Origin of the sequence: Sphingobium sp. UBA5915 (genome assembly GCF_002431195.1) — a bacterium.
Classification (GTDB): domain Bacteria; phylum Pseudomonadota; class Alphaproteobacteria; order Sphingomonadales; family Sphingomonadaceae; genus Sphingobium; species Sphingobium soli.
Genome location: NZ_DJDV01000053.1, coordinates 19,150 through 37,337, shown reverse-complemented (window position 1 = coordinate 37,337; position 18,188 = coordinate 19,150). Strand labels below are relative to the sequence as shown.

Genomic DNA, 18,188 nt, shown 5'->3' with positions numbered 1-18,188 from the left:
GCGCGACGTCCACCATCCAACTGAAAGACCCGCCACCATGTCGATGCCCGCCCTGTTCAAGGATCGCCTGTCCATCCCGGTAATCGCGTCGCCGCTATTCATCATTTCGCAGCCGGACCTGGTGATCGCGCAATGTCGCGCGGGCGTGGTCGGCTCCTTCCCTTCGCTCAACGCGCGCCCTTCCGGCACATTCGAACAATGGTTGCAGAAGCTCAGCAGCGAGTTGACGGATAAGGACGCCCCTTTTGCCGTCAATCTGATCGTCCACAGCACCAATCCCCGGCTGGAGGAGGATCTGGCGCTCTGCGTTAAATATAAGGTGCCGATGGTCATCACGTCGCTCGGCGCGCGCACCGACGTGTTCGAGGCGATCCACAGCTATGGCGGTATCGTGTTCCACGATGTCATCGATAATGGCTTTGCGAAGAAGGCGGTGGAAAAGGGTGCCGACGCGCTGGTCGCCGTTGCGTCCGGGGCGGGCGGCCATGCCGGCACGCTCTCGCCCTTCGCCTTGATCCAGGAAATCCGCAGTTGGTGGGACGGTCCGCTCGCCCTGTCCGGATCAATCGCGACTGGCGATGCGATATTGGCGGCCCAGGCGATGGGCGCCGATCTTGCCTATATGGGCTCGGCCTTCATCGCGACGGAGGAGGCCAATGCGGACCCCGCCTACAAACAGATGATTGTCGACAGTTCCGGCGAGGATATCGTCTATTCCAATCTCTTCACCGGTATCCACGGCAATTATCTCAAGCCGTCCATCCTGCTGGCCGGGCTTGACCCCGACAACCTGCCCGAGTCCGACCCGTCGAAGATGAACTTCGCCGATCTGTCCGACGGCAAGAAAGCCTGGCGCGACATTTGGGGCTGCGGCCAGGGTATCGGCGCGGTCGACGCGGTCGTGCCCGCGGCCAAGCTGGTGGAAAAGCTCGCCGCACAATATGCGGCGGCAAAGGCCCGTATAGCGGGCTGACGCCCGGAAAATCGTTTCGAGGGAGAATGATATGGCGACCGTGGAAGCCAAGGAACAATATTCGCAGCGTGCGATGGAGATCGCCGCGCGAGTCGAAAAATTCGTCAGGAATGTCGTTGTTCCTTATGAAAGCGACACGCGCCGCAACAGCCATGGTCCGTCGGACGAACTGGTGGATGAACTGAAGGGCCTGGCGCGCGAGGCGGGCGTGCTCACGCCCCACATCCTGCCCGATGGCAGCCATCTGACCCAGCGGGAGACCGCGCTGGTCCTGCGCAAGTCGGGCCTGTCGATTCTTGGCCCGCTCGCTTGCAACACCACTGCGCCCGACGAGGGCAATATGTACCTGCTGGGCAAGGTCGGCAGTCCCGAACTTAAGGCGCGCTTCCTCAAGCCCCTGGTCGAAGGCAGGATGCGTTCGGCCTTTTTCATGACGGAACCGGCGAGCGAGGACGGCGCAGGATCGGACCCCTCGATGATGAAGACGACCTGCCGCCTAGACGGGAACCACTGGGTCGTGAACGGGCGCAAGAAGTTCATCACCGGCGCTGATGGCGCAGGTGTTGGTATCATCATGGCCAGGGCGCAGGGCGGAACCGCCGATGGTGGCGCCTGCATGTTCATGGTCGATCTGCCCGACCCGGCGATCAGGACGGTGCGCGTGCTCGACACGATCGACGATGCCATGCCCGGCGGCCATGCGGAAATCGAGATCGACAATCTGCGCATCCCCGCCGACCAGATGCTGGGGGAGCCGGGCGAAGGCTTCAAATATGCGCAGGTTCGCCTCAGCCCCGCGCGCCTTTCGCATTGTATGCGCTGGCATGGCGTCGCGGTACGCGCGCACGAGATCGCGGTAGATTATGCCAACCGGCGCAAGGCGTTTTCCAAGCAGTTGATCGACCATGAAGGTGTCGGCTTCATGCTGGCGGAGAATATGATCGACCTCAAGCAGTCGGAACTGATGATCGACTGGTGCGCCGATGTGCTGGACACCGGAAGCCTGGGCACCGTGGAAAGCTCGATGACCAAGGTCGCCGTGTCTGAAGCGCTCAGTCGCGTCGCTGACCGCTGCGTGCAGGTGCTGGGCGGCACCGGCGTCACCCGAGACACGATGGTGGAAGCCTTCTACCGAGAGGTTCGCGCCTTCCGGATCTATGATGGCCCTACCGAAGTGCATAAATGGAGCCTGGCCAAGAAGATCAAGCGCGATTGGAAACATGCCCAGGGCGGCGATCTGGAAACGGCACCTGCAATGGAGGTACGATGAGCTTCGAGGACCAGAAGGGCACGAGCGCCGTCCGCGAACAGCATCGCTTCGACGAAGCGGCGCTCGCGGCGTGGATGCAGGACCATGTGGCAGGCTATCAGGGGCCGCTCATCGTAGAGCAGTTCAAGGGCGGCCAGTCCAACCCGACCTACAAGCTGATCACGCCCGGGCGCAGTTATGTCATGCGCCGCAAGCCGCCCGGCCAACTGGTCAAGGGCGCCCATGCGGTCGATCGCGAGGCGCGCGTCCTCGCGGCGCTCGAAAAGGCCGATTTTCCCGTCGCCCATGTCTATGGTCTGTGCACTGACGACAGCGTCATCGGCACTTGGTTCTTCATCATGGAGATGGTGGAGGGACGCATCATGTGGGATGCGACCTTCCCCGATGTCGATCGTGAGGAGCGCCCCGCCTATTTTGCGGCGATGAACGCCACCATCGCCGCCCTTCACAAGGTCGATTACAAGGCCGTTGGGCTGGAGGATTATGGTCGTCCCGGCAGCTACTTCGAACGGCAGATCGCCCGGTGGTCGAAGCAATATCTGGCGGACGAGGAAGCGGGCCGGAATCCGCATATGGACCGGCTGATCGAATGGCTCCCCACCGCCATCCCGGTCGGGGAGGAGGTTTCGGTCGTCCATGGGGATTTCCGCTCCGACAATATGATCTTTCACCCCAGCGAGCCGCGCATCACCGCCGTGCTGGACTGGGAGCTTTCGACGCTCGGTCATCCGCTTGCCGATTTTGCCTATCATGCGATGATGTACCGGATGCCGCCGCTGATCGTGCCGGGCTTGGCAGGCGCGGACCTCAAGGCGCTCAACATCCCCAGCGAAGAGGAATATCTCGCCGCCTATTGCCGCAACAGCGGCCGGGACTCCTTGCCAGGCTATGATTTCGCCATGGCATTCAACTTCTTCCGCTTCGCTGCGATCATCCATGGCATAAAGGGACGCTATCTGCGCGGTACCGCGGCCAATGCGGAGGCGAAGAGCCGCGCCGACGCTTTTCCGGCACTGGCGGAACTGGCTTGGGACCAGGCGGTGCGCGCGGGCGCCTGAACGTACATCAGGCGATACGCTTGTCGTTCGTTTGCCAGTAGCGGTCGCGAATCTCGCGCTTGTAGAGCTTGCCGGTCTCGTGCCGCGGCAGTTCGCGCTCGAAATCCACTGATCGCGGGCATTTGATCGCACTCAATCTGGCGCGGCAATAAGCGATAAGCTCTTCGGCCAAAGCATCGCCGGCTTCCGTCCAGTCGCGCGGCTGGACCACCGCTTTCACCGCCTCGCCCATGTCCACGTCGGGTACGCCGATTACCGCGACGTCGGCAACCTTGGGATGGAAGCTCAATATATTCTCCGCTTCCTGCGGATAGATGTTCACCCCGCCCGAAATGATCATGAAGCTCTTGCGATCAGTCAGGAACAGATAGCCGTCGGCGTCGAGATAGCCGACATCGCCCAGCGTGGACCAGTCGGCGTGGAGCGGATTGCGCGCATCGGCCGTCTTCTGTTCGTCGTTGAGATATTTGAAGTCCCAGCCGCCCTCGAAATAGACGATCCCCTGCTCGCCGGTGGGCAGTTCATGGCCTGCCTCGTCGCAGATATGGATGGTCCCCCAATCCGCCCGGCCGACCGACCCTTTCTTGCGCAGCCATTCCTGCGACGTGATGAAGGTCGATCCATTGCCCTCCGACCCGCCATAATATTCGTAAATAATTGGTCCCAGCCAGTCGATCATCGCCTGCTTGACGTCGACCGGGCAGGGGGCGGCGGCATGGACGACATGGGTGAGGGAAGACAAATCATAACCCAGCCGTTGCCCATCTGGCACGCGCAACAGGCGCAGGAACATCGTCGGCACCATCTGGGTGGAGGTGACGCGATAGGTCTGGATCGCTTCGAGCGCGGCTTCGGGGGTGAACTTGCCCAGCATCACGACCGTCCCGCCCAGCCGCTGGACGGAGGTGGAAAAGGCAAGGGGAGCCGTGTGATAGATTGGCGCGGGGCTGAGGAAGACGGTGTTCGGCCCTACGCCATAGCGGCTTTTCTGTCGGTCGGCGAGCATATGCGGCTCGGTCGCCGGGCCGCCGGTCAGCGGCAGGCGGATTCCCTTGGGCCGTCCGGTCGTGCCGGATGAATAGACCATATGGAAGCCCGCGCTCTCGTCAGCGATCGGAGTGCCCGGGAAAGGCGCGATGGCATCGTGCCAATGGCTCAACCCCGACTTGTCGCTGTCGGCGGTCAGGATGGTCGCGAGTTTCGGACACAGGCCAGGTTGCTGTGCCAGCAGATCGTCGAGCGCAGCCATGCCCGCATCCGCAACCAACAACCGCGCCTCACAATCATTGAGGATATAGGCCGCTTCATCCGCCGTCAGCTTGGTGGAGATCGGTGTGATATAGAGGCCGGCACGCTGCGCTGCCCAGTAAATCTCGAAATAGCGCAGTGTATTGGGCAGCCAAATGGCGATCGTGTCGCCCGCGCCGATGCCAAGAGAGCGGAAATAATGGGCGCCCTGGTTGCCGACCGTTTCCAGCGCGCCATAGGTCAGCGTTTCGCCGGTTTCGGCCAATATGGCAGCAGGTCGGGCCGGTTCGGTGGCGGCGTGAAGGCGCGGATGCATCATGGCTCCTCAAAATAGCGCCCGCGCGCGCCTGGTGAGGCGAGCGCGCGGGCCATGGTGTCAGAATTTATAGCTGCCTGCGATGCCGTAGGAGATCGGCTGCGCCCAGGCGATGGCGTCGCGGGCCGAACTTTCCGAACGCGAATTTGCGTATGTGGCGTCGGTCAGGTTGCGTCCCCACAGCGTCAGGCGGACCTGTTCGTTCAGCGACCAGCTGATGTCGGCATCCAGCGTGAAATAGGATGGCTGGCGGATGCGCTCCTGGAAACTGTAGTTGATCTTGCTCGACCAATAAGGGCGCACGCCGAACGCCACCTCCCCGCCATTGTCGAGCGGGAAGCGGTAATTGGCCGCCGCGCTCAGTGTCAGTTCGGGCGCGCGCAGCATCTGGTTTCCGCTGGCGTCGACCAGGCTCTGCACATTGCCGCAGTTGTGATCAGGGCAAGGCGCACCGTTGAGAAGCGTGGCGGACGGCGTGAACGCCGGTGCGCCAGGGAAGCGGGTGAATTCGGCATGGGTATAGGCGATCGCCGCGCGCGCATCGAAATTGGCGGACGGGCGCCAGGCCGCATCCAGTTCGAACCCGTAGACCTCGGCTTTCGCCGCGTTGAACAGGCGTGATACCCCGGACGTATAGTCATAGGCCGTGACCTGAATGTCGTTATATTTGTACAGATACGCCGCAGCGTTGAAATCGAGCAGCCGGCTCGCGCTTTTGAAACCGACTTCATAGGCGTCGATCTTCTCCGGCAACACTGGAATGGTCGATGGGGACGAGATGTTGTAGAGGCCGCTCTTGAAGCCCTTGGAAAAGGTCGCATAGATGTTCGACCGATCACCCACGTCATAGCGCAGGCCGAAACGTGGCGTCCACGAATTGAAGGTCGCGGACGTATCGACCGTATAGGCTGCGCCGGGCAGCCCGCGCTTGAACCTGCGCTTTTCGCTGCTGTAACGCACCCCCGCGATGACCGAAACTCTGCCCAGGTCATAGGTGCCGTCAGCAAAGCCGGAAATGGAATCGCTGGTGATGCGCGCCTTGTAGAAAGGACGGCCGTTGAGGTTCCAGCTCTTCGATCCCGCCGCGTTCCAATAATAGAAGGCGCCTATGACCCACGAAAAATCGGCGCCGGGCGGCGACGTGAAATTGATTTCTTGGCTGAAGCTGTCGTTGAACTGGTCGTAGGTCGCATAGGATGTGGGCGCATAACTCGAATCCAGGTCTGTCTCGATATAGTCCTCTTCGGTTCGATAGCCTGAGATCAGGTTCAGCGTTGCGAAGTCGAATTTGATCGATCCGTTGAGCGCCACAGACTCGGTATTGGTGTCGATCCTGGTCGGCAGTTCCTGGCTGACATGGCGGCGATCGGTGGCGACGGGCAGGGAATTGGGGAAGTTGCGGCCTACTGTATTGCCGTTGAGCGAGGTATAGTTGAGGCCAGCCGGATCATTGGTTTCATTGTGCGATCCTGACAGGACGAACTTCACGTCGTCGCTGGGTTCGAACAGCAATTTGGACCGCAGGTCCAGGCTCGACTGCTCACCGCGCAGCGCATTGGTGCGAAGGTCGCGCACGAACCCGTCCGAACTGCGATAATAAGTGGAGAGATCCGCCGCCAGCGTATCGGTCAGCCCGGTGGTCACATAAGCGCTCAACTTATATTCGTTGAACCGCCCGTAGCTGGCGTTGATCTGGCCGGACAGATCATGACTGGGGTCGCGCGTCGTGATGAGGATCGCGCCGCCGGTGGCGTTGCGCCCGAACAGGGTGCCCTGCGGCCCCTTCAAAATCTGCACGGATTCCAGATTGGCCAGGTCGAACATCGCGCCGGTCTGGCTGGCGACATAGACCCCATCGACATATATGGCGACATTCGATTCCGCGCCTCCACCCTGCACGCTGGCGCCGATGCCGCGCACGGTGGGTTGCAGATATGCGCCGGTCTTGTTGATGATGACGCCCGGTGCCTGGCGCGTGAGGTCGTCCATGCCGTTGACGCCGGCGCGGGTCAGCTGCTCGCCGCTGATCGCTACGATGGATGCGGGCACGTCTACCAAACGCTCCTCGCGCCGCTGTGCGGTGACGATGATGTCGGTATAGCCATCGGATCGCACGTCTGCCTGTGACGTGGCGGATGTTTGGGCTTGGGCCGACATCGCGGCCGTCATGGCGATCATGGATGCTGCGCCGAACGCAGCACGACATACGCACTTCATCATCTCTCTCCCATCCTGTCTTCTTCGTCTTTTATGCCGTCGAGAAACTACAGCGCGGCACAATTGTCAATCGGATAGACTCAAATCGATAGCGATATAAATGTGCGGGCTGGCAAAGCCGGGCGGCCCTTCCTAGAAGTAGGGTCATGACCGCCGACTATTCCTTGCTTCCCTCGCGCAACGTCGCGGACCAGATCGCCTCCACGCTGCGCAGCGAAATTGCCGCCGGCACCTGGGGCGTGGGGCAGATGCTGCCGGCCGAACATCAATTGATGGAGCGGTTCGGCGTGTCGCGCCCGTCCTGCCGCGAAGCCTTGCGCATCCTCCAATCGGAAGGATTGCTGGAAATCCAGCGCGGCAATCGGGGCGGCGCGCGGGTCGTTCCGCCCGATCCCAGCCGAATCGCCCTGTTCGCGGGCGTGTTCCTGCAAATGCGCAATGCGACGATCACCGAAGTTTTCGAGACGCGCATGACGATCGAACCTGCCGCGGTCCGCTCCTTCACCCGCCATGGCACCCGCGAGATACTGTCCCAACTCGCACAAAATGCCGCGTCGCAGCGTTTCATCGTCCATGACCGGCCGAGCTTCTACCAGCGCGGCCGCGATTTTCGCGAGTTGCTCGTGCGCAATTGCGGCAGCGAATCGCTGCGGCTCCTGTGTCTGGTGATCGGCGAGATTGCCGACATGCAGCTATCCGTCCTGTCTCGCGCGCTGCCGCACGATCCCGACCAGGAAAGCCGTTTCCTGACCGCAATCCGCATTAAGGAGGAAATGATCGCCCATATCGAGGCGGGCGACGGAGAGGCGGCAGCGCAAAGCTGGCACGGCTATCTGCGTTACTATCTCGACCGGCTCCATGAAATCACTCCGCCCGAAACCCGCACGATGAAGCCGTTTCCGCTCGACTGAAACCACGCCTTTACGCCATTGCGCACAAATCGCTTTCGGATTGCTGTCAAATCGCTACCGTATAGGGGTCAGGCCGCAAAAGGCCGGCGAGGAGAGGGCAGGTCATGAGCGGTACGGTGACGGCAGAAAATCGCGTGGGAAATGCTGCCACGCCCATGGACGATCACGGCTATCCCCGGCCGATCGTCGCCTGGACCAGCACCATCATCCTCATGTTGCTCTTTGCGACGGCCTATCTTGACCGGCAGATCATATCGCTGATGGTCAAGCCCATCCGCGCGGAATTCGGCGTCGGCGATTTCGAGGTCAGCCTGCTACAGGGGTTCGCCTTCGCCGTGCTTTACGCTCTGTGCGGCCTCCCGCTCGGCATGGCTGTCGATCGCTATCCGCGCCGCTGGATCGTCATGGGCGGCGTCCTCATCTGGTCCTGCGCCGCCATGGCGTCGGGTCTCGCCACCAGCTACAGTCATATATTGATCGCCCGCATTTTCGTGGGCGCGGGGGAGGCGGCTCTGGCGCCCGCCGCCTATTCCATCTTGTCGGACCTGTTCCCCAAGCGGCGTCTGACCTTCGCGCTGGGAGTCTTCATGATCGGCGCATTGCTGGGCGCGGAAGGCTCTCTGGCGATCGGTGGCTATATCCTGCACATGGCCGCCAACGGCATTGCCGTCCCCTTGCTTGGCCGGCTGGAGGCATGGCGGTTCGCCTTTGTTGTCACCGCGCTGCCAGGCTTCGTCCTCGCGGCGCTGGCCATCTTCATCCATGAACCTGAGCGTACGCGACCGGCCGGCGTGGGCGCGGGATGGGGCGATGTGTTCCGCTTCATGGCCAGTCGCAAGGCCTTCTATTTCTGCCAGATTCTCGGTTTCTCGCTGGTCATGGGGCTGGTCTATGCGCGGCTTGCCTGGAATCCGACCTTCCTCATCCGTTCCTTCGGCTGGAGCGTGCAGCAGGCGGGCTATGCGTTGGGCGCCTTCGGTCTGGTTACGGGCGTCGCGGCCCTGCTGATCGGCGGACGCATCGTCGACTGGATGTTCGCGCGCGGCCAGCGGGACGCGCATTTCCGCTATTATGTCGTGGGCGGCGTCGTAATGGGCCTGTTCGGTGTTGCAACCTATCTTGCGCCGAACCCGACCTTGTTCTTCGTCGGATCGCTGATCATCATCTTCCCGCTGAACATGGGCGCGATCGGCGCGTCGGCCGTGCAGGTCGCGACGCCGCCGCACCTTCGCGGGCGGATATCTGCGCTCTATCTGATGAGCGTGGCTCTGTTCGGAATGACCCTGGGGCCAGCGGTCGTCGGTTTCCTGACGCAGCATATATTCGCCACCGACGCGAGCATCGGTCTCGCGCTGGCTTGGACCTACGGCGTCCTTGGCCCGATCACCGCGCTGCTCTTTTTCATCGGCCTCGCGCCGATGCGCGAGGCCGTCGCGCGGGAAGGCGAATGGTAACGAATGCGCTTCGTCGATTTCTCCTTTTTCTCCCGATCATTCTTCCATATCAGAAACAGGAACCTGTTTAAGAAAGGGCGGTGAGGATGAGGATCGACGGCACTATGGCGGTGACTGGCGCAGGCGGCGGCATCGGCCTTGGCATCGCTGCAGAATCCGCGCGGCGGGGCTACAGGACATTGGCGCTCATCTATGAAGAGGCGCAGCGCGCCGATGTGGAGCAGGCGGTGCATGGTTTGCCCGGCGCGGTCGACGTTCAGGTGCTCGACATAACCCGGCCGGGCGATTTCGCCTTTCCAGATGATCTCGACGTGCTGGTCAACAATGCCGGCATCCGCCTCAAGAATCTTCCGATCGAACATATCCCGCTCGACGAATGGCGGCTCTATTTCGAAGTCAATTTTCTCGGCCATGTCGCCATGACACAGCGTGCCATCCCGATCATGCGCGCACGACACAAAGGATTGATCTGCAACATCAATTCCGGGTCGATCTATAATCCCATGCCCTTCCTCGCACCCTATCGCGCGACCAAGGGCGCGATGATGGCCTTTACCGAAACCTTGCGGGCTGAGGTGGAACAGTTCGGCATCTCCGTTCTGGAAATCCTGCCCGGCGCGGTCAAGACCGGTATCAACAAGGAGTCTGTTACGGTCCGTGTCGCACACGCGGTCGAATATCCTGCCTATGAAGCCATGGCGAAGCGTCAGCGCGAACTGTTCGCGGGCGATTTCACCATCTGGTCGATCGAGGATGCCGCCCGCTTCATCGTCGATGCGATGGAGGACAATAAGGGGCGGATGCGTCATGGGAGCGACCCCGGCAGCGACGCGATGGCCGTGTCCGGCTGGCGCCCCAATGGCGGTGAGGAGCAGATCGCCAATTTCATCGCGATGATCGACCCGACCAAGCAGCGATAAGGCGTCAGCGAGGCGAGGTGGGCTGGCCAACCTGTATAACTATGTTATGGCCAAAATCCATAAATCAGAGGAGCCCGTATGAGCCAATATGAGGATATCGCCCTTTCCGTCGCCGACCGTATCGGGACCCTGACCCTTAACCGGCCCGAAAAGGGCAATACGCTGCGCCCGCAGACTATGGAGGAAATCTGTCGGGGCATGGACGCGCTGACTGCCGACCCTGCCGTGTCTGTGATCGTACTGGCAGCGGCGGGCAAACATTTCTGCGCGGGCGCCGATTTTGCCTTTCTCGATGAACTCACCCGCACCCCGGCGCCGCAGATCAAGGCGCAGATCTACTCCCATTTCCAGGGCGCAGCCAAGCGCATCTACCATTGTCCAAAACCCACGGTTGCGTTGGTGCAGGGGGCCGCTGTCACCGTCGGCTGCGAATTGTCGCTCGCCTGCGACTTCCGCATTGTGGCGGACAATGCCTTCTTTCAGGAAAGCTGGATCAAACTGGGCATCATGCCGCCGCTGGGTGGCGTCTTTCTGTTGCCGCGGCTCGTCGGCCTTGGCCGTGCCACACAGATCGTGCTGCGCGGCCTGCCAGTCAAGGCGCTGGAGGCTGAGCGGATCGGTCTGGCGTCCGAACTGGTCGGGATCGACGCGCTGGCCGATCGCGGCCGGGAACTGGCGCTGGAACTCGCCGCCATCGCTCCCCTCGCCTATGCACAGGTGAAGGAAGCGCTGCATCGCGGGTTGGAGACATCCATGGAGGCGGAATGGTCCACCAACGTCCTCAACCAGGCGATCCTGCTGGGCACGGAGGATTTCAAGGAAGGGCTGGATGCGGTAAAGAGCAAGCGTGCGCCGGTATTCATCGGTAAATAATGTAGCGTGACGGAAGTCGGCTCCAGTCAGTCAATCCTGACTGGAGCGACTCCTATGCTTCAGAACGCCAGATAGAGTGAGGCCGACCCCAGCAGCACATTCTTGTATCCCGGTAGGAACGTCGGGTTGAACACATATTGCAGTGCGGGTGCAATACGGACGCCGGGGCCCAGATGGACTGCATAGGCACCCGATATGCCGACTTGGTGCCGGGCGGTGTCGATTCCGCGCAGCGCATAGGATGCGTGCAGGTCTTCGCTGAACCGATTGTAACTGACGGTCAGGTTTAAAGAATCGGTCGGCCTGGCGTTGAATGGGCCAACATAATAGGCCCGTATCTCGCCCGCATGGCTGAAAGCGCTGACTGATTTGCGCGCCGCGCTGTAGCTGGCGCCCAGATAAAGGCCTCGGAAGAACAATTGGTTGTCGGGCCGGGTCGCCTGATAATCAATCAGCGCGTAATAGGAATAATTATGGTCGCTGCCGCCCAGGAAGCGGTCATAATCCGACATGTTGTAGAGATAGCCCGCCCGCGCCCAGAAGCTGCGCTGCGTGGGAGATGCTTTGCGCCGGATACCGACTTCGCCGATATAAAGAGCTTTGGCATTATGCTGATGCCAATCAAGGCCGATTCCGTTCGTTCGGATTTCTTCTGCAATTCCGCGGGGGTTGAGCGATCGCTGCACCCCGCCCAGCAGGTAAAGGCCCTTCTTGCCGTTGATCTGGACGTTGACGCCAGGCGTGGTGGCCGGTTCTGCGCTCAGGCCAGCCTGAACGGGCAGCAGCGAGACAAGCCCCGTCGTCAATGTCGGATTCCCGCCGGTGATAAGACCCGCGAAATGCAGATAATTCTGCAAGAAGCCCGCTTTCACCTCCACCGTATGATTGGCGAAGCCATGATAGATGGACAGCGTCTTGAAGGTGATCGAATTGCGGCCATTGGGGGCGAAGCTTGTTACCGAATAGCCGCCGCCGACCGTCAGCATCGTGTCGCCCAGGCCGATGTCGTCCAGCGTCTTGGTGACGTAGATGTTGAGCGCGTTGTTGCGCAGCGTAAATTTCTGGCCATTGTAGACCTGTGGATCGCTCGGCATACCGGTGGCGGTCAGAGATGTTTGAACTGACGAAGCCGACTGCATCTCGACCCCGATGCCGTGATCGGCCAGCGCGTCGCGAACGCCGCCGCGATTGCCCACGATAGTGTCGATGATGCCCGGGAACTGCGTTGTCAGCATGGGTTCGCGTAACTTGTCGAAGCGCGCATAGTCTTCGGGATTGCGTTTTGCCGGCCTGCCCGTTGGCGCAAGCGATGAGGATCCCGGTGATAAGGGCGATAATGGAGAGCCGGTCCTGTCCGATTGTTCAGGCTGTGTCGCACCCTTGTTCGGCATTGGATCGGCAGGACCATGCTGCGCGCTCTGGGCGCTGGCCGCGCCAGTCCAGCACAGGCTGCATGTGACAGCCAGAGCGCCCAACGACAGAGTTGAACGCGAAAGGCGGCTCATTCTAAGTAACGGCAATGCATACTCTCCCGACCCGAAAACAGGAACCTATTTATATAAGTTTATCCCGTAGCGAGGGCGCAGGTTGAGCGCTAGTCCGATCATGGGCTGCAGATTGGGTGCGCAGCGATTTTTTGGGAAAATTGAGGCGGGTCACCGAATTTTGCGACGAATGGACTTTTCCGAAGGCAGATTATTCGCGGCCAAGTGGCTGACAAAATAGGCAGAAAACGAATCGCGACCGGCGGTGCGGTCGTGCGTGGACCTTCGGGATTGTCCTCACCCAATGCCCTACCAAGTGCCGCCGTCCACGCGGAGCAGCGTGCCGGTGGTGTAACTTGATGCCGGACTGGCGAGGTAGAGCGCTGACGTTACCACCTCCTCGGGTCGACCGGGCCGGTTCAGGGCATTGCGTGCCGTCTCGCGCGCCTCGGGCATCCAGGCATCGGCGATGTCGGTCAGGAATGGCCCGGCCGACAGCGTATTCACACGCACCTTGGGTGCATATTCATGCGCCATCGACAGCGTCATCGCGTTCAGAGCGGCCTTGGATGAACCGTAGGGGATGATTCCCGGCAGCGGCATCACGCCCCCTGTCGATGATATGTTGATGATCGTCCCGCCATCGCCATCATACATCCGCTTGCCGATCTGGCTGGCAAGCCGGAACGGCCCCTTGAAATTCAGGTTTAGCACGCTGTCGAAAAGCTTTTCCGTCACTTCATGGCTGGCGCAATAGGGACTCATGCCCGCATTGTTGACCAAAATGTCGACCTTGCCGAACTGCGCATAACTGCCCTCGATCAGAGCGTCGATATCGTCCCATCGCCCGCAATGCGCCGACCAGGCCAGCGCTTTGCGGCCTTTCGCCCGCACCTGCGCGGCCACTTCCTCGCACGCCTCCAGCTTGCGGCTGGCGATGATGAGGTCCGCGCCATGCTCGGCAAAGGCTAGCACCATCTCCCGTCCCAGTCCGCGGCTGCCGCCCGTGACCAGCGCGACCTTCCCGGTCAGGTCGAACAGCGGATCGCTCATGCCGCCACCTCCAGCGTCGAGTCGGCCAGGATGTCGGCATATCTGGCGCGCACCGCTGCCAGCCGGTCGGGAATGTGCTCGGTCGGGAACAGACCTTGGGACGGCCTGGCGTTGCGGGTATAGGCATTGGCGACTTGCACCTTGTGCACCTCGGTTGGCCCGTCGGCCAGCGCCAGGCTGGGCAGGCTCATCCACATGGCCGACAGCACGGTTTCGTTCGTGACGCCATAGCTGCCGTGGATCTGGATCGCGCGCTGCACCACGTCATGGTAGATTTTGGCCATCTGTACCTTGCACATCGCGATCAGCGTGCGCGCAGCCCCATGCGGCTCGTTGTCGATCACCCAGGCCGTCTTCAGCACCAGCATCCGAAACTGCTCGATCTCGATCGCCGTGTCGGCGATCATGCCCTGCACGAACTGGTGATCGGCCAGAAGCTTGCCTTGCGTGCGGCGCGACACGACGCGCTCCTGCATCATCTCGAACGCACGCTGGCAGCGTCCGACCGTCCGCATCGCGTGATGGACGCGGCCGCCGCCTAGCCGCGCCTGCGCGACCTTGAAGCCGTCGCCCGGCGCACCAAGCATCGCGTCGAGCGGCACGCGCACCTGATTATAATGAATATAGCCGTGGATGCCGTGGCTGTCGTCCAGCGGGTCGTCGCCGATCGTGCCGACATTGCGGATGATTTCGATGCCAGGCGTTTCCGCCGGCACGACCAGCATCGACATGCGGCTGTGCGCTGGTGCGTCCGGGTCTGTCACCGCCATCACGATCAGGAACGATGCGTAGCGTGCGTTGGATGAGAACCATTTATAGCCCTCGATCACCCATTCGTCGCCATCGCGTGCCGCGCGGCACTCGAATTCCTTGGGGTCGGCCCCCGCCTGTGGCTCGGTCATCGAAAAGCAGGACACGATGTCGCCGTCGAGCAGTGGCTGTAGGTAACGCGCCTTTTGCTCCGGCGTGCCGAACATCGCCAAGATCTCGGCATTGCCGGTATCAGGCGCGGCGGTGCCGAAGATGGTCGGCGCCCAATAGGAGCGGCCGATAATCTCGTTCATATAGGCGAGCTTCATCTGACCATAGCCCTTGCCGCCCAGATGGGGGTCGAGATGGCAGGCCCACAGGCCCTGCGCCTTCACCTGGTCCTGCAACGGCGCAATGATGGCGCGCGCCTTGGCATTGCTTGTATCATAGGGGTCGCCATGATGCGGGAAGAGCAGGTCGATCGGTTCGCATTCGGTCTTCACGAAGTCGAGCATCCAGTCGAGCTTGGCTTGGAACGCGGGGTCTACGGTAAAATCCATGACTCTATCCTCTCAGATCCTATGGGGATGTCAGCCGATCCGGCGGATCAGGTCCGCGGCGTTGGCGAAGCTTTCGAGCACTAGGCGGGAAAAGAAGACGCCCGTCTCGTGGGACAATATGCCTGCCTGCGACTGCGCGACCTTATATTCCAGGATGCACCCGCCCTTGAACATGGCCAGGATCGCATAATAGTCGAAATCGGCCATGTCCCGACCCGTGCCAGCCGCATAATAGCGAGCCATTTCCTGCCGCGTCGGCCAGTTCTCGCTATTATAGAGCCGCTTGGAGGGCAGCACGTCCGGAACTGCCTCGTCCCGCATCGCGTTGGTGAAGGAGGCAAGGTCCAGCAGCGGATCGCCGATGGTCGACAGCTCCCAATCGATCAGCGCATTGAGACGGCAGGGCGGTCCGTCGGCGAACAGTGCGTTGGGCGTGCCGACGTCGCCATGGATGATCCCGGCCTTGAAGGAGGAGGGGATGTTGGCGCGCAACCAGTCGCGCGTCAGTTCATATCCCGGCAACTCACGGCCAGGATAATCATAGAGTTCCTTGTAGCTCAGCAGTTGGCCTTCCCAGCGATCGACCTGCCGTTCCAGATAATTGTCCGGCTTGCCAAAGCCTTCGAGCCCGACCGCCTTGTAATCGACATTGGCAAGCGCCACGAGTCCGTCGACCATCGCATAAGCCACGCCATATTCGTAGGGTGCCCGGTCAAACGGCGCCTGGTGATAGATATGCTCGTCTATGATCGACGCGGCCCAGCCATCAACCTTGTCCATTATATAGAAGGGCGCGCCGATCACGTCGGCGTCGGCGCAGCTGCCCCGGCAGATCGGGTGCGGCACGGGTGTACCGTTGAGCGCGGTCAGCACGCGCGCCTCGCGCAGCACGCTCTTCTCGCTGCCGGGGGGCGCGATAACCGGCGGGCGGCGCAACACCATCGTCTCGCCGCCGCGCTCCAGGGACAGTATTACGTTGCTGGTGCCGCCATGGATCTTCCTTGCGGTCAGCGGGCCGTCGCCCAATTGCGGAATATGTTCGTCGAGCCAAGCCGTCAGTTTGGGGATGTCGACCAGGCCAGTCAGATCATCGCTCATGCATCATCTCCCGCTTCGTCGCGTTCAGCCATCACGCGCAGATTTTCGTTCAGTCCCATGCGGATGGTGCGCAGGTCCGCGACCGCGCGCGCGATCAGCGCCGGGTCGATCCCCTCTGTCAGCAGCGTGGCGAGGCGCAACCCTTCCGCATCATCGCCTTCGCGCAGCGCCGTACCCTGCGGCGTGGGAATCAGCAGGCGCGCGCGCTTGTGATCGGGATTGTCCTGCCATTCGATCAGGCCCCGCGCCGCCAGTGCATCGGCGGCGCGCTGGATGACCTGGCGCGGATGCCCGAGCGACCTTCCTATCTGGGGCACCGTGGAGGGGCGCGGCGCATGGGTGACGGCGGTGAGCACCACATTCTCGACCTCCGTCAGGTCATGCGCTTCCCGAATGGAACGAAAGGCCAGATCGGTGCGCCCGCGCGCGCGGGCGATCTCGTCGACAAGCTGGATGAAAATTTCGCCGCGCTGTAACATGACATATAAATTCCATAATGGAACATAAGTGTCAAATGGAAATTATCGCCTCGCTGGTACTGCCAAAAGAAAGACCCCCGAAGCGCAATCGCGCTTCGGGGGTCTGCTCGTCCGTGTGAAAGGCTGTGTTAGATGCGTTCGATGATGATTGCAGGGGCCATGCCGCCTGCGGCGCACATCGTGACCAGGCCGTAGCGGCCGCCAGTGCGCTCCAGTTCATCGAGAACGGTACCGATCAGGATGGCCCCCGTCGCGCCGATGGGATGGCCAAGCGCGATCGAACCGCCATTGACGTTCACCTTCGCGCGATCGAGGTCGAGGTCACGGATGAACTTCTCGGCGACTACCGCAAATGCCTCGTTGATCTCCCACAGGTCGATATCGTCCTTGGTGAGGCCCGCCTTGGCCAACACCTTTTTGGCGGCCGGTACCGGTGCATTAAGCATCAGGGTCGCGTCGTCGCCGACATTGGCGGTCGCGACGATCCGGGCGCGGGGTTTCAGGCCATGCGCTTCGGCATAATCCTTGGACGCCAGCAGCACGGCCGCAGCGCCATCCACCACGCCCGACGAATTGCCGGCGTGATGAAAATGCTCGATCGTGAGGTCGGGGAATTTCTGATTGATCAGGCTGCGCGGCGTATTGCCCTCCGCATCGATCGCCATGTCGGCGATGGCGGTGAAGGAAGGCTTGAGCGCAGCCAGGCCTTCGGCCGTGGTCTGCGGACGGGGAAATTCGTCCTTCGCCAGCACGACATGGCCTGCATCATCGATCACCGGCACCACCGACTTGTCGAAACGCCCTTCGGCCATGGCGCGTTCGGCCCGCTTCTGGCTTTCCAGACCCAGCGCGTCGAGTGCCTCGCGGCTGATGCCCTCCATACTGGCGATGGCATCGCCGCACACGCCCTGGTGCGACTGGGGATGGACCGCCTGAAGCCGCGCATTGCCCGAGCCCATGCCCAGTGGCATGATGCCTGCGGCCATTTCTTCCTGCGCCATGGTCGCCGTGAGCGACATCATTTCGGTGCCCCCGGCGACGACCAGATCCTCCATCCCGGCCATGATCTGGGCTGCGGCTATGCTCACGGCGGTGATGCCGCCGCCGCAGAAGCGATCCAGCGTCATGCCGCTAGCTTTGGGGTCGTAGCCTGCATCCAGCGGCGCCATGCGGCCCATGTCGCCGCCCTGCTTGCCCTTCTGGGTCGACGTGGACCAGATCACGTCATCGACGTCGGCCGTGTTAAGCTGGTTGCGCTCCGCGATCGCCTTGAGAACGGTCGCGGCCAGATGCTGGGGGTGCATGTGGGCGAGCGCGCCCTTTCCGACCTTGCCTATTCCGCGCGGGGTACGGACGGCGTCGATGATATAGGCTTCGGACACATTCTTCTCCTGGGTTGCACAATGGCTCGCTGCCTGCCAAGGCAGTAACTCGATTCACCTCGCCTACTTAGTTGATGATGTGATGCAAAGCAAAAATTTCCGATGCCGTCGTGGAGTCGACTGTCTGCGGCGATCGAGCCGG

The 18,188-nt window shown here is 61.7% G+C and carries 15 protein-coding genes; 7 read left to right on the top strand and 8 right to left on the bottom strand.

The features are described from left to right. The first annotated feature begins 37 nt into the window (after positions 1-37). From B2V90_RS07650 to B2V90_RS07640, 3 genes are read left to right on the top strand one after another with little or no spacing between them, the layout of a single operon-like run. A complete protein-coding gene (locus B2V90_RS07650) occupies positions 38-973 on the top strand; it encodes an NAD(P)H-dependent flavin oxidoreductase (protein WP_066863687.1) in 936 nt (311 codons plus the stop codon). 31 nt (positions 974-1,004) lie between these two features. After that, a complete protein-coding gene (locus tag B2V90_RS07645; RefSeq protein WP_169860846.1) occupies positions 1,005-2,243 on the top strand; it encodes an acyl-CoA dehydrogenase family protein in 1,239 nt (412 codons plus the stop codon). Beyond that, complete coding sequence (locus tag B2V90_RS07640) at positions 2,240-3,301, top strand: phosphotransferase (protein WP_228221256.1); 1,062 nt, start codon at positions 2,240-2,242, stop codon at positions 3,299-3,301. The genes B2V90_RS07645 and B2V90_RS07640 overlap by 4 nt, the downstream gene beginning before the upstream one ends. Before the next feature lie 7 nt (positions 3,302-3,308). Here the strand turns inward: B2V90_RS07640 and B2V90_RS07635 are convergent, their stop codons facing one another. Beyond that, entirely contained in the window at positions 3,309-4,868 is a 1,560-nt protein-coding gene (locus tag B2V90_RS07635) for an acyl-CoA synthetase (RefSeq protein ID WP_066863677.1), read from the bottom strand. A gap of 57 nt (positions 4,869-4,925) precedes the next feature. Beyond that, positions 4,926-7,043, bottom strand: a complete 2,118-nt coding sequence (locus tag B2V90_RS07630; RefSeq protein ID WP_228221257.1) for a TonB-dependent receptor — start codon at positions 7,041-7,043, stop codon at positions 4,926-4,928. Between the two features lie 185 nt (positions 7,044-7,228). On the opposite strand from B2V90_RS07630, the gene B2V90_RS07625 reads away from it, so the two are divergent. The 4 genes from B2V90_RS07625 (at position 7,229) to B2V90_RS07610 (ending at position 11,240) form a co-directional block, all read left to right on the top strand. Next, positions 7,229-7,993 (top strand): FadR/GntR family transcriptional regulator, encoded by a 765-nt coding sequence (locus B2V90_RS07625; protein ID WP_066863673.1) that lies wholly within the window; start codon positions 7,229-7,231, stop codon positions 7,991-7,993. A gap of 104 nt (positions 7,994-8,097) precedes the next feature. After that, complete coding sequence (locus B2V90_RS07620; protein ID WP_228221258.1) at positions 8,098-9,447, top strand: MFS transporter; 1,350 nt, start codon at positions 8,098-8,100, stop codon at positions 9,445-9,447. An 86-nt stretch (positions 9,448-9,533) separates the two neighbouring features. Beyond that, positions 9,534-10,367, top strand: a complete 834-nt coding sequence (locus tag B2V90_RS07615; RefSeq protein ID WP_084439241.1) for an SDR family NAD(P)-dependent oxidoreductase — start codon at positions 9,534-9,536, stop codon at positions 10,365-10,367. 78 nt (positions 10,368-10,445) lie between these two features. Next, positions 10,446-11,240: an enoyl-CoA hydratase/isomerase family protein gene (locus B2V90_RS07610; protein ID WP_066863664.1), complete on the top strand. Its 795-nt coding sequence runs from the start codon at positions 10,446-10,448 to the stop codon at positions 11,238-11,240. Positions 11,241-11,299: 59 nt separating this feature from the next. Here B2V90_RS07610 and B2V90_RS07605 read toward each other — a convergent pair whose 3' ends face one another. The 6 genes from B2V90_RS07605 to B2V90_RS07580 all read right to left on the bottom strand — a co-directional run bounded on the left by B2V90_RS07605 (position 11,300) and on the right by B2V90_RS07580 (position 18,046). After that, positions 11,300-12,475, bottom strand: coding sequence for a carbohydrate porin (locus tag B2V90_RS07605; RefSeq protein ID WP_228221259.1), 1,176 nt, complete (start codon positions 12,473-12,475; stop codon positions 11,300-11,302). A 558-nt stretch (positions 12,476-13,033) separates the two neighbouring features. Further along, positions 13,034-13,777 carry an SDR family NAD(P)-dependent oxidoreductase gene (locus B2V90_RS07600; protein ID WP_293920753.1) on the bottom strand — a complete coding sequence of 248 codons (744 nt, stop codon included), beginning with the start codon at positions 13,775-13,777 and terminating at the stop codon, positions 13,034-13,036. Next, positions 13,774-15,087 (bottom strand): acyl-CoA dehydrogenase family protein, encoded by a 1,314-nt coding sequence (locus B2V90_RS07595; RefSeq protein WP_228221261.1) that lies wholly within the window; start codon positions 15,085-15,087, stop codon positions 13,774-13,776. Before B2V90_RS07595 ends, B2V90_RS07600 begins: the two co-directional genes overlap by 4 nt. Before the next feature lie 30 nt (positions 15,088-15,117). Continuing rightward, the gene (locus tag B2V90_RS07590) at positions 15,118-16,185 is read right to left on the bottom strand and encodes a phosphotransferase family protein (protein ID WP_228221262.1); all 1,068 of its coding nucleotides are present in this window, start codon (positions 16,183-16,185) and stop codon (positions 15,118-15,120) included. Beyond that, positions 16,182-16,664 (bottom strand): MarR family winged helix-turn-helix transcriptional regulator, encoded by a 483-nt coding sequence (locus tag B2V90_RS07585; protein WP_066863649.1) that lies wholly within the window; start codon positions 16,662-16,664, stop codon positions 16,182-16,184. The genes B2V90_RS07590 and B2V90_RS07585 overlap by 4 nt, the downstream gene beginning before the upstream one ends. Positions 16,665-16,792: 128 nt before the next feature. After that, complete coding sequence (locus B2V90_RS07580; RefSeq protein ID WP_293920748.1) at positions 16,793-18,046, bottom strand: acetyl-CoA C-acetyltransferase; 1,254 nt, start codon at positions 18,044-18,046, stop codon at positions 16,793-16,795. Positions 18,047-18,188 lie beyond the last annotated feature (142 nt).

What these genes read in the sequence shown, in the direction of transcription:
- B2V90_RS07650 (WP_066863687.1), top strand. Translation starts at nt 38, where the DNA reads ATGTCGATGCCCGCCCTGTTCAAGGATCGCCTGTCCATCCCGGTAATC.
- B2V90_RS07645 (WP_169860846.1), top strand. Translation starts at nt 1,005, where the DNA reads ATGGCGACCGTGGAAGCCAAGGAACAATATTCGCAGCGTGCGATGGAG.
- B2V90_RS07640 (WP_228221256.1), top strand. Translation starts at nt 2,240, where the DNA reads ATGAGCTTCGAGGACCAGAAGGGCACGAGCGCCGTCCGCGAACAGCAT.
- B2V90_RS07635 (WP_066863677.1), bottom strand. Translation starts at nt 4,868, where the DNA reads ATGATGCATCCGCGCCTTCACGCCGCCACCGAACCGGCCCGACCTGCT.
- B2V90_RS07630 (WP_228221257.1), bottom strand. Translation starts at nt 7,043, where the DNA reads ATGATCGCCATGACGGCCGCGATGTCGGCCCAAGCCCAAACATCCGCC.
- B2V90_RS07625 (WP_066863673.1), top strand. Translation starts at nt 7,229, where the DNA reads ATGACCGCCGACTATTCCTTGCTTCCCTCGCGCAACGTCGCGGACCAG.
- B2V90_RS07620 (WP_228221258.1), top strand. Translation starts at nt 8,098, where the DNA reads ATGAGCGGTACGGTGACGGCAGAAAATCGCGTGGGAAATGCTGCCACG.
- B2V90_RS07615 (WP_084439241.1), top strand. Translation starts at nt 9,534, where the DNA reads ATGAGGATCGACGGCACTATGGCGGTGACTGGCGCAGGCGGCGGCATC.
- B2V90_RS07610 (WP_066863664.1), top strand. Translation starts at nt 10,446, where the DNA reads ATGAGCCAATATGAGGATATCGCCCTTTCCGTCGCCGACCGTATCGGG.
- B2V90_RS07605 (WP_228221259.1), bottom strand. Translation starts at nt 12,475, where the DNA reads ATGCTGACAACGCAGTTCCCGGGCATCATCGACACTATCGTGGGCAAT.
- B2V90_RS07600 (WP_293920753.1), bottom strand. Translation starts at nt 13,777, where the DNA reads ATGAGCGATCCGCTGTTCGACCTGACCGGGAAGGTCGCGCTGGTCACG.
- B2V90_RS07595 (WP_228221261.1), bottom strand. Translation starts at nt 15,087, where the DNA reads ATGGATTTTACCGTAGACCCCGCGTTCCAAGCCAAGCTCGACTGGATG.
- B2V90_RS07590 (WP_228221262.1), bottom strand. Translation starts at nt 16,185, where the DNA reads ATGAGCGATGATCTGACTGGCCTGGTCGACATCCCCAAACTGACGGCT.
- B2V90_RS07585 (WP_066863649.1), bottom strand. Translation starts at nt 16,664, where the DNA reads ATGTTACAGCGCGGCGAAATTTTCATCCAGCTTGTCGACGAGATCGCC.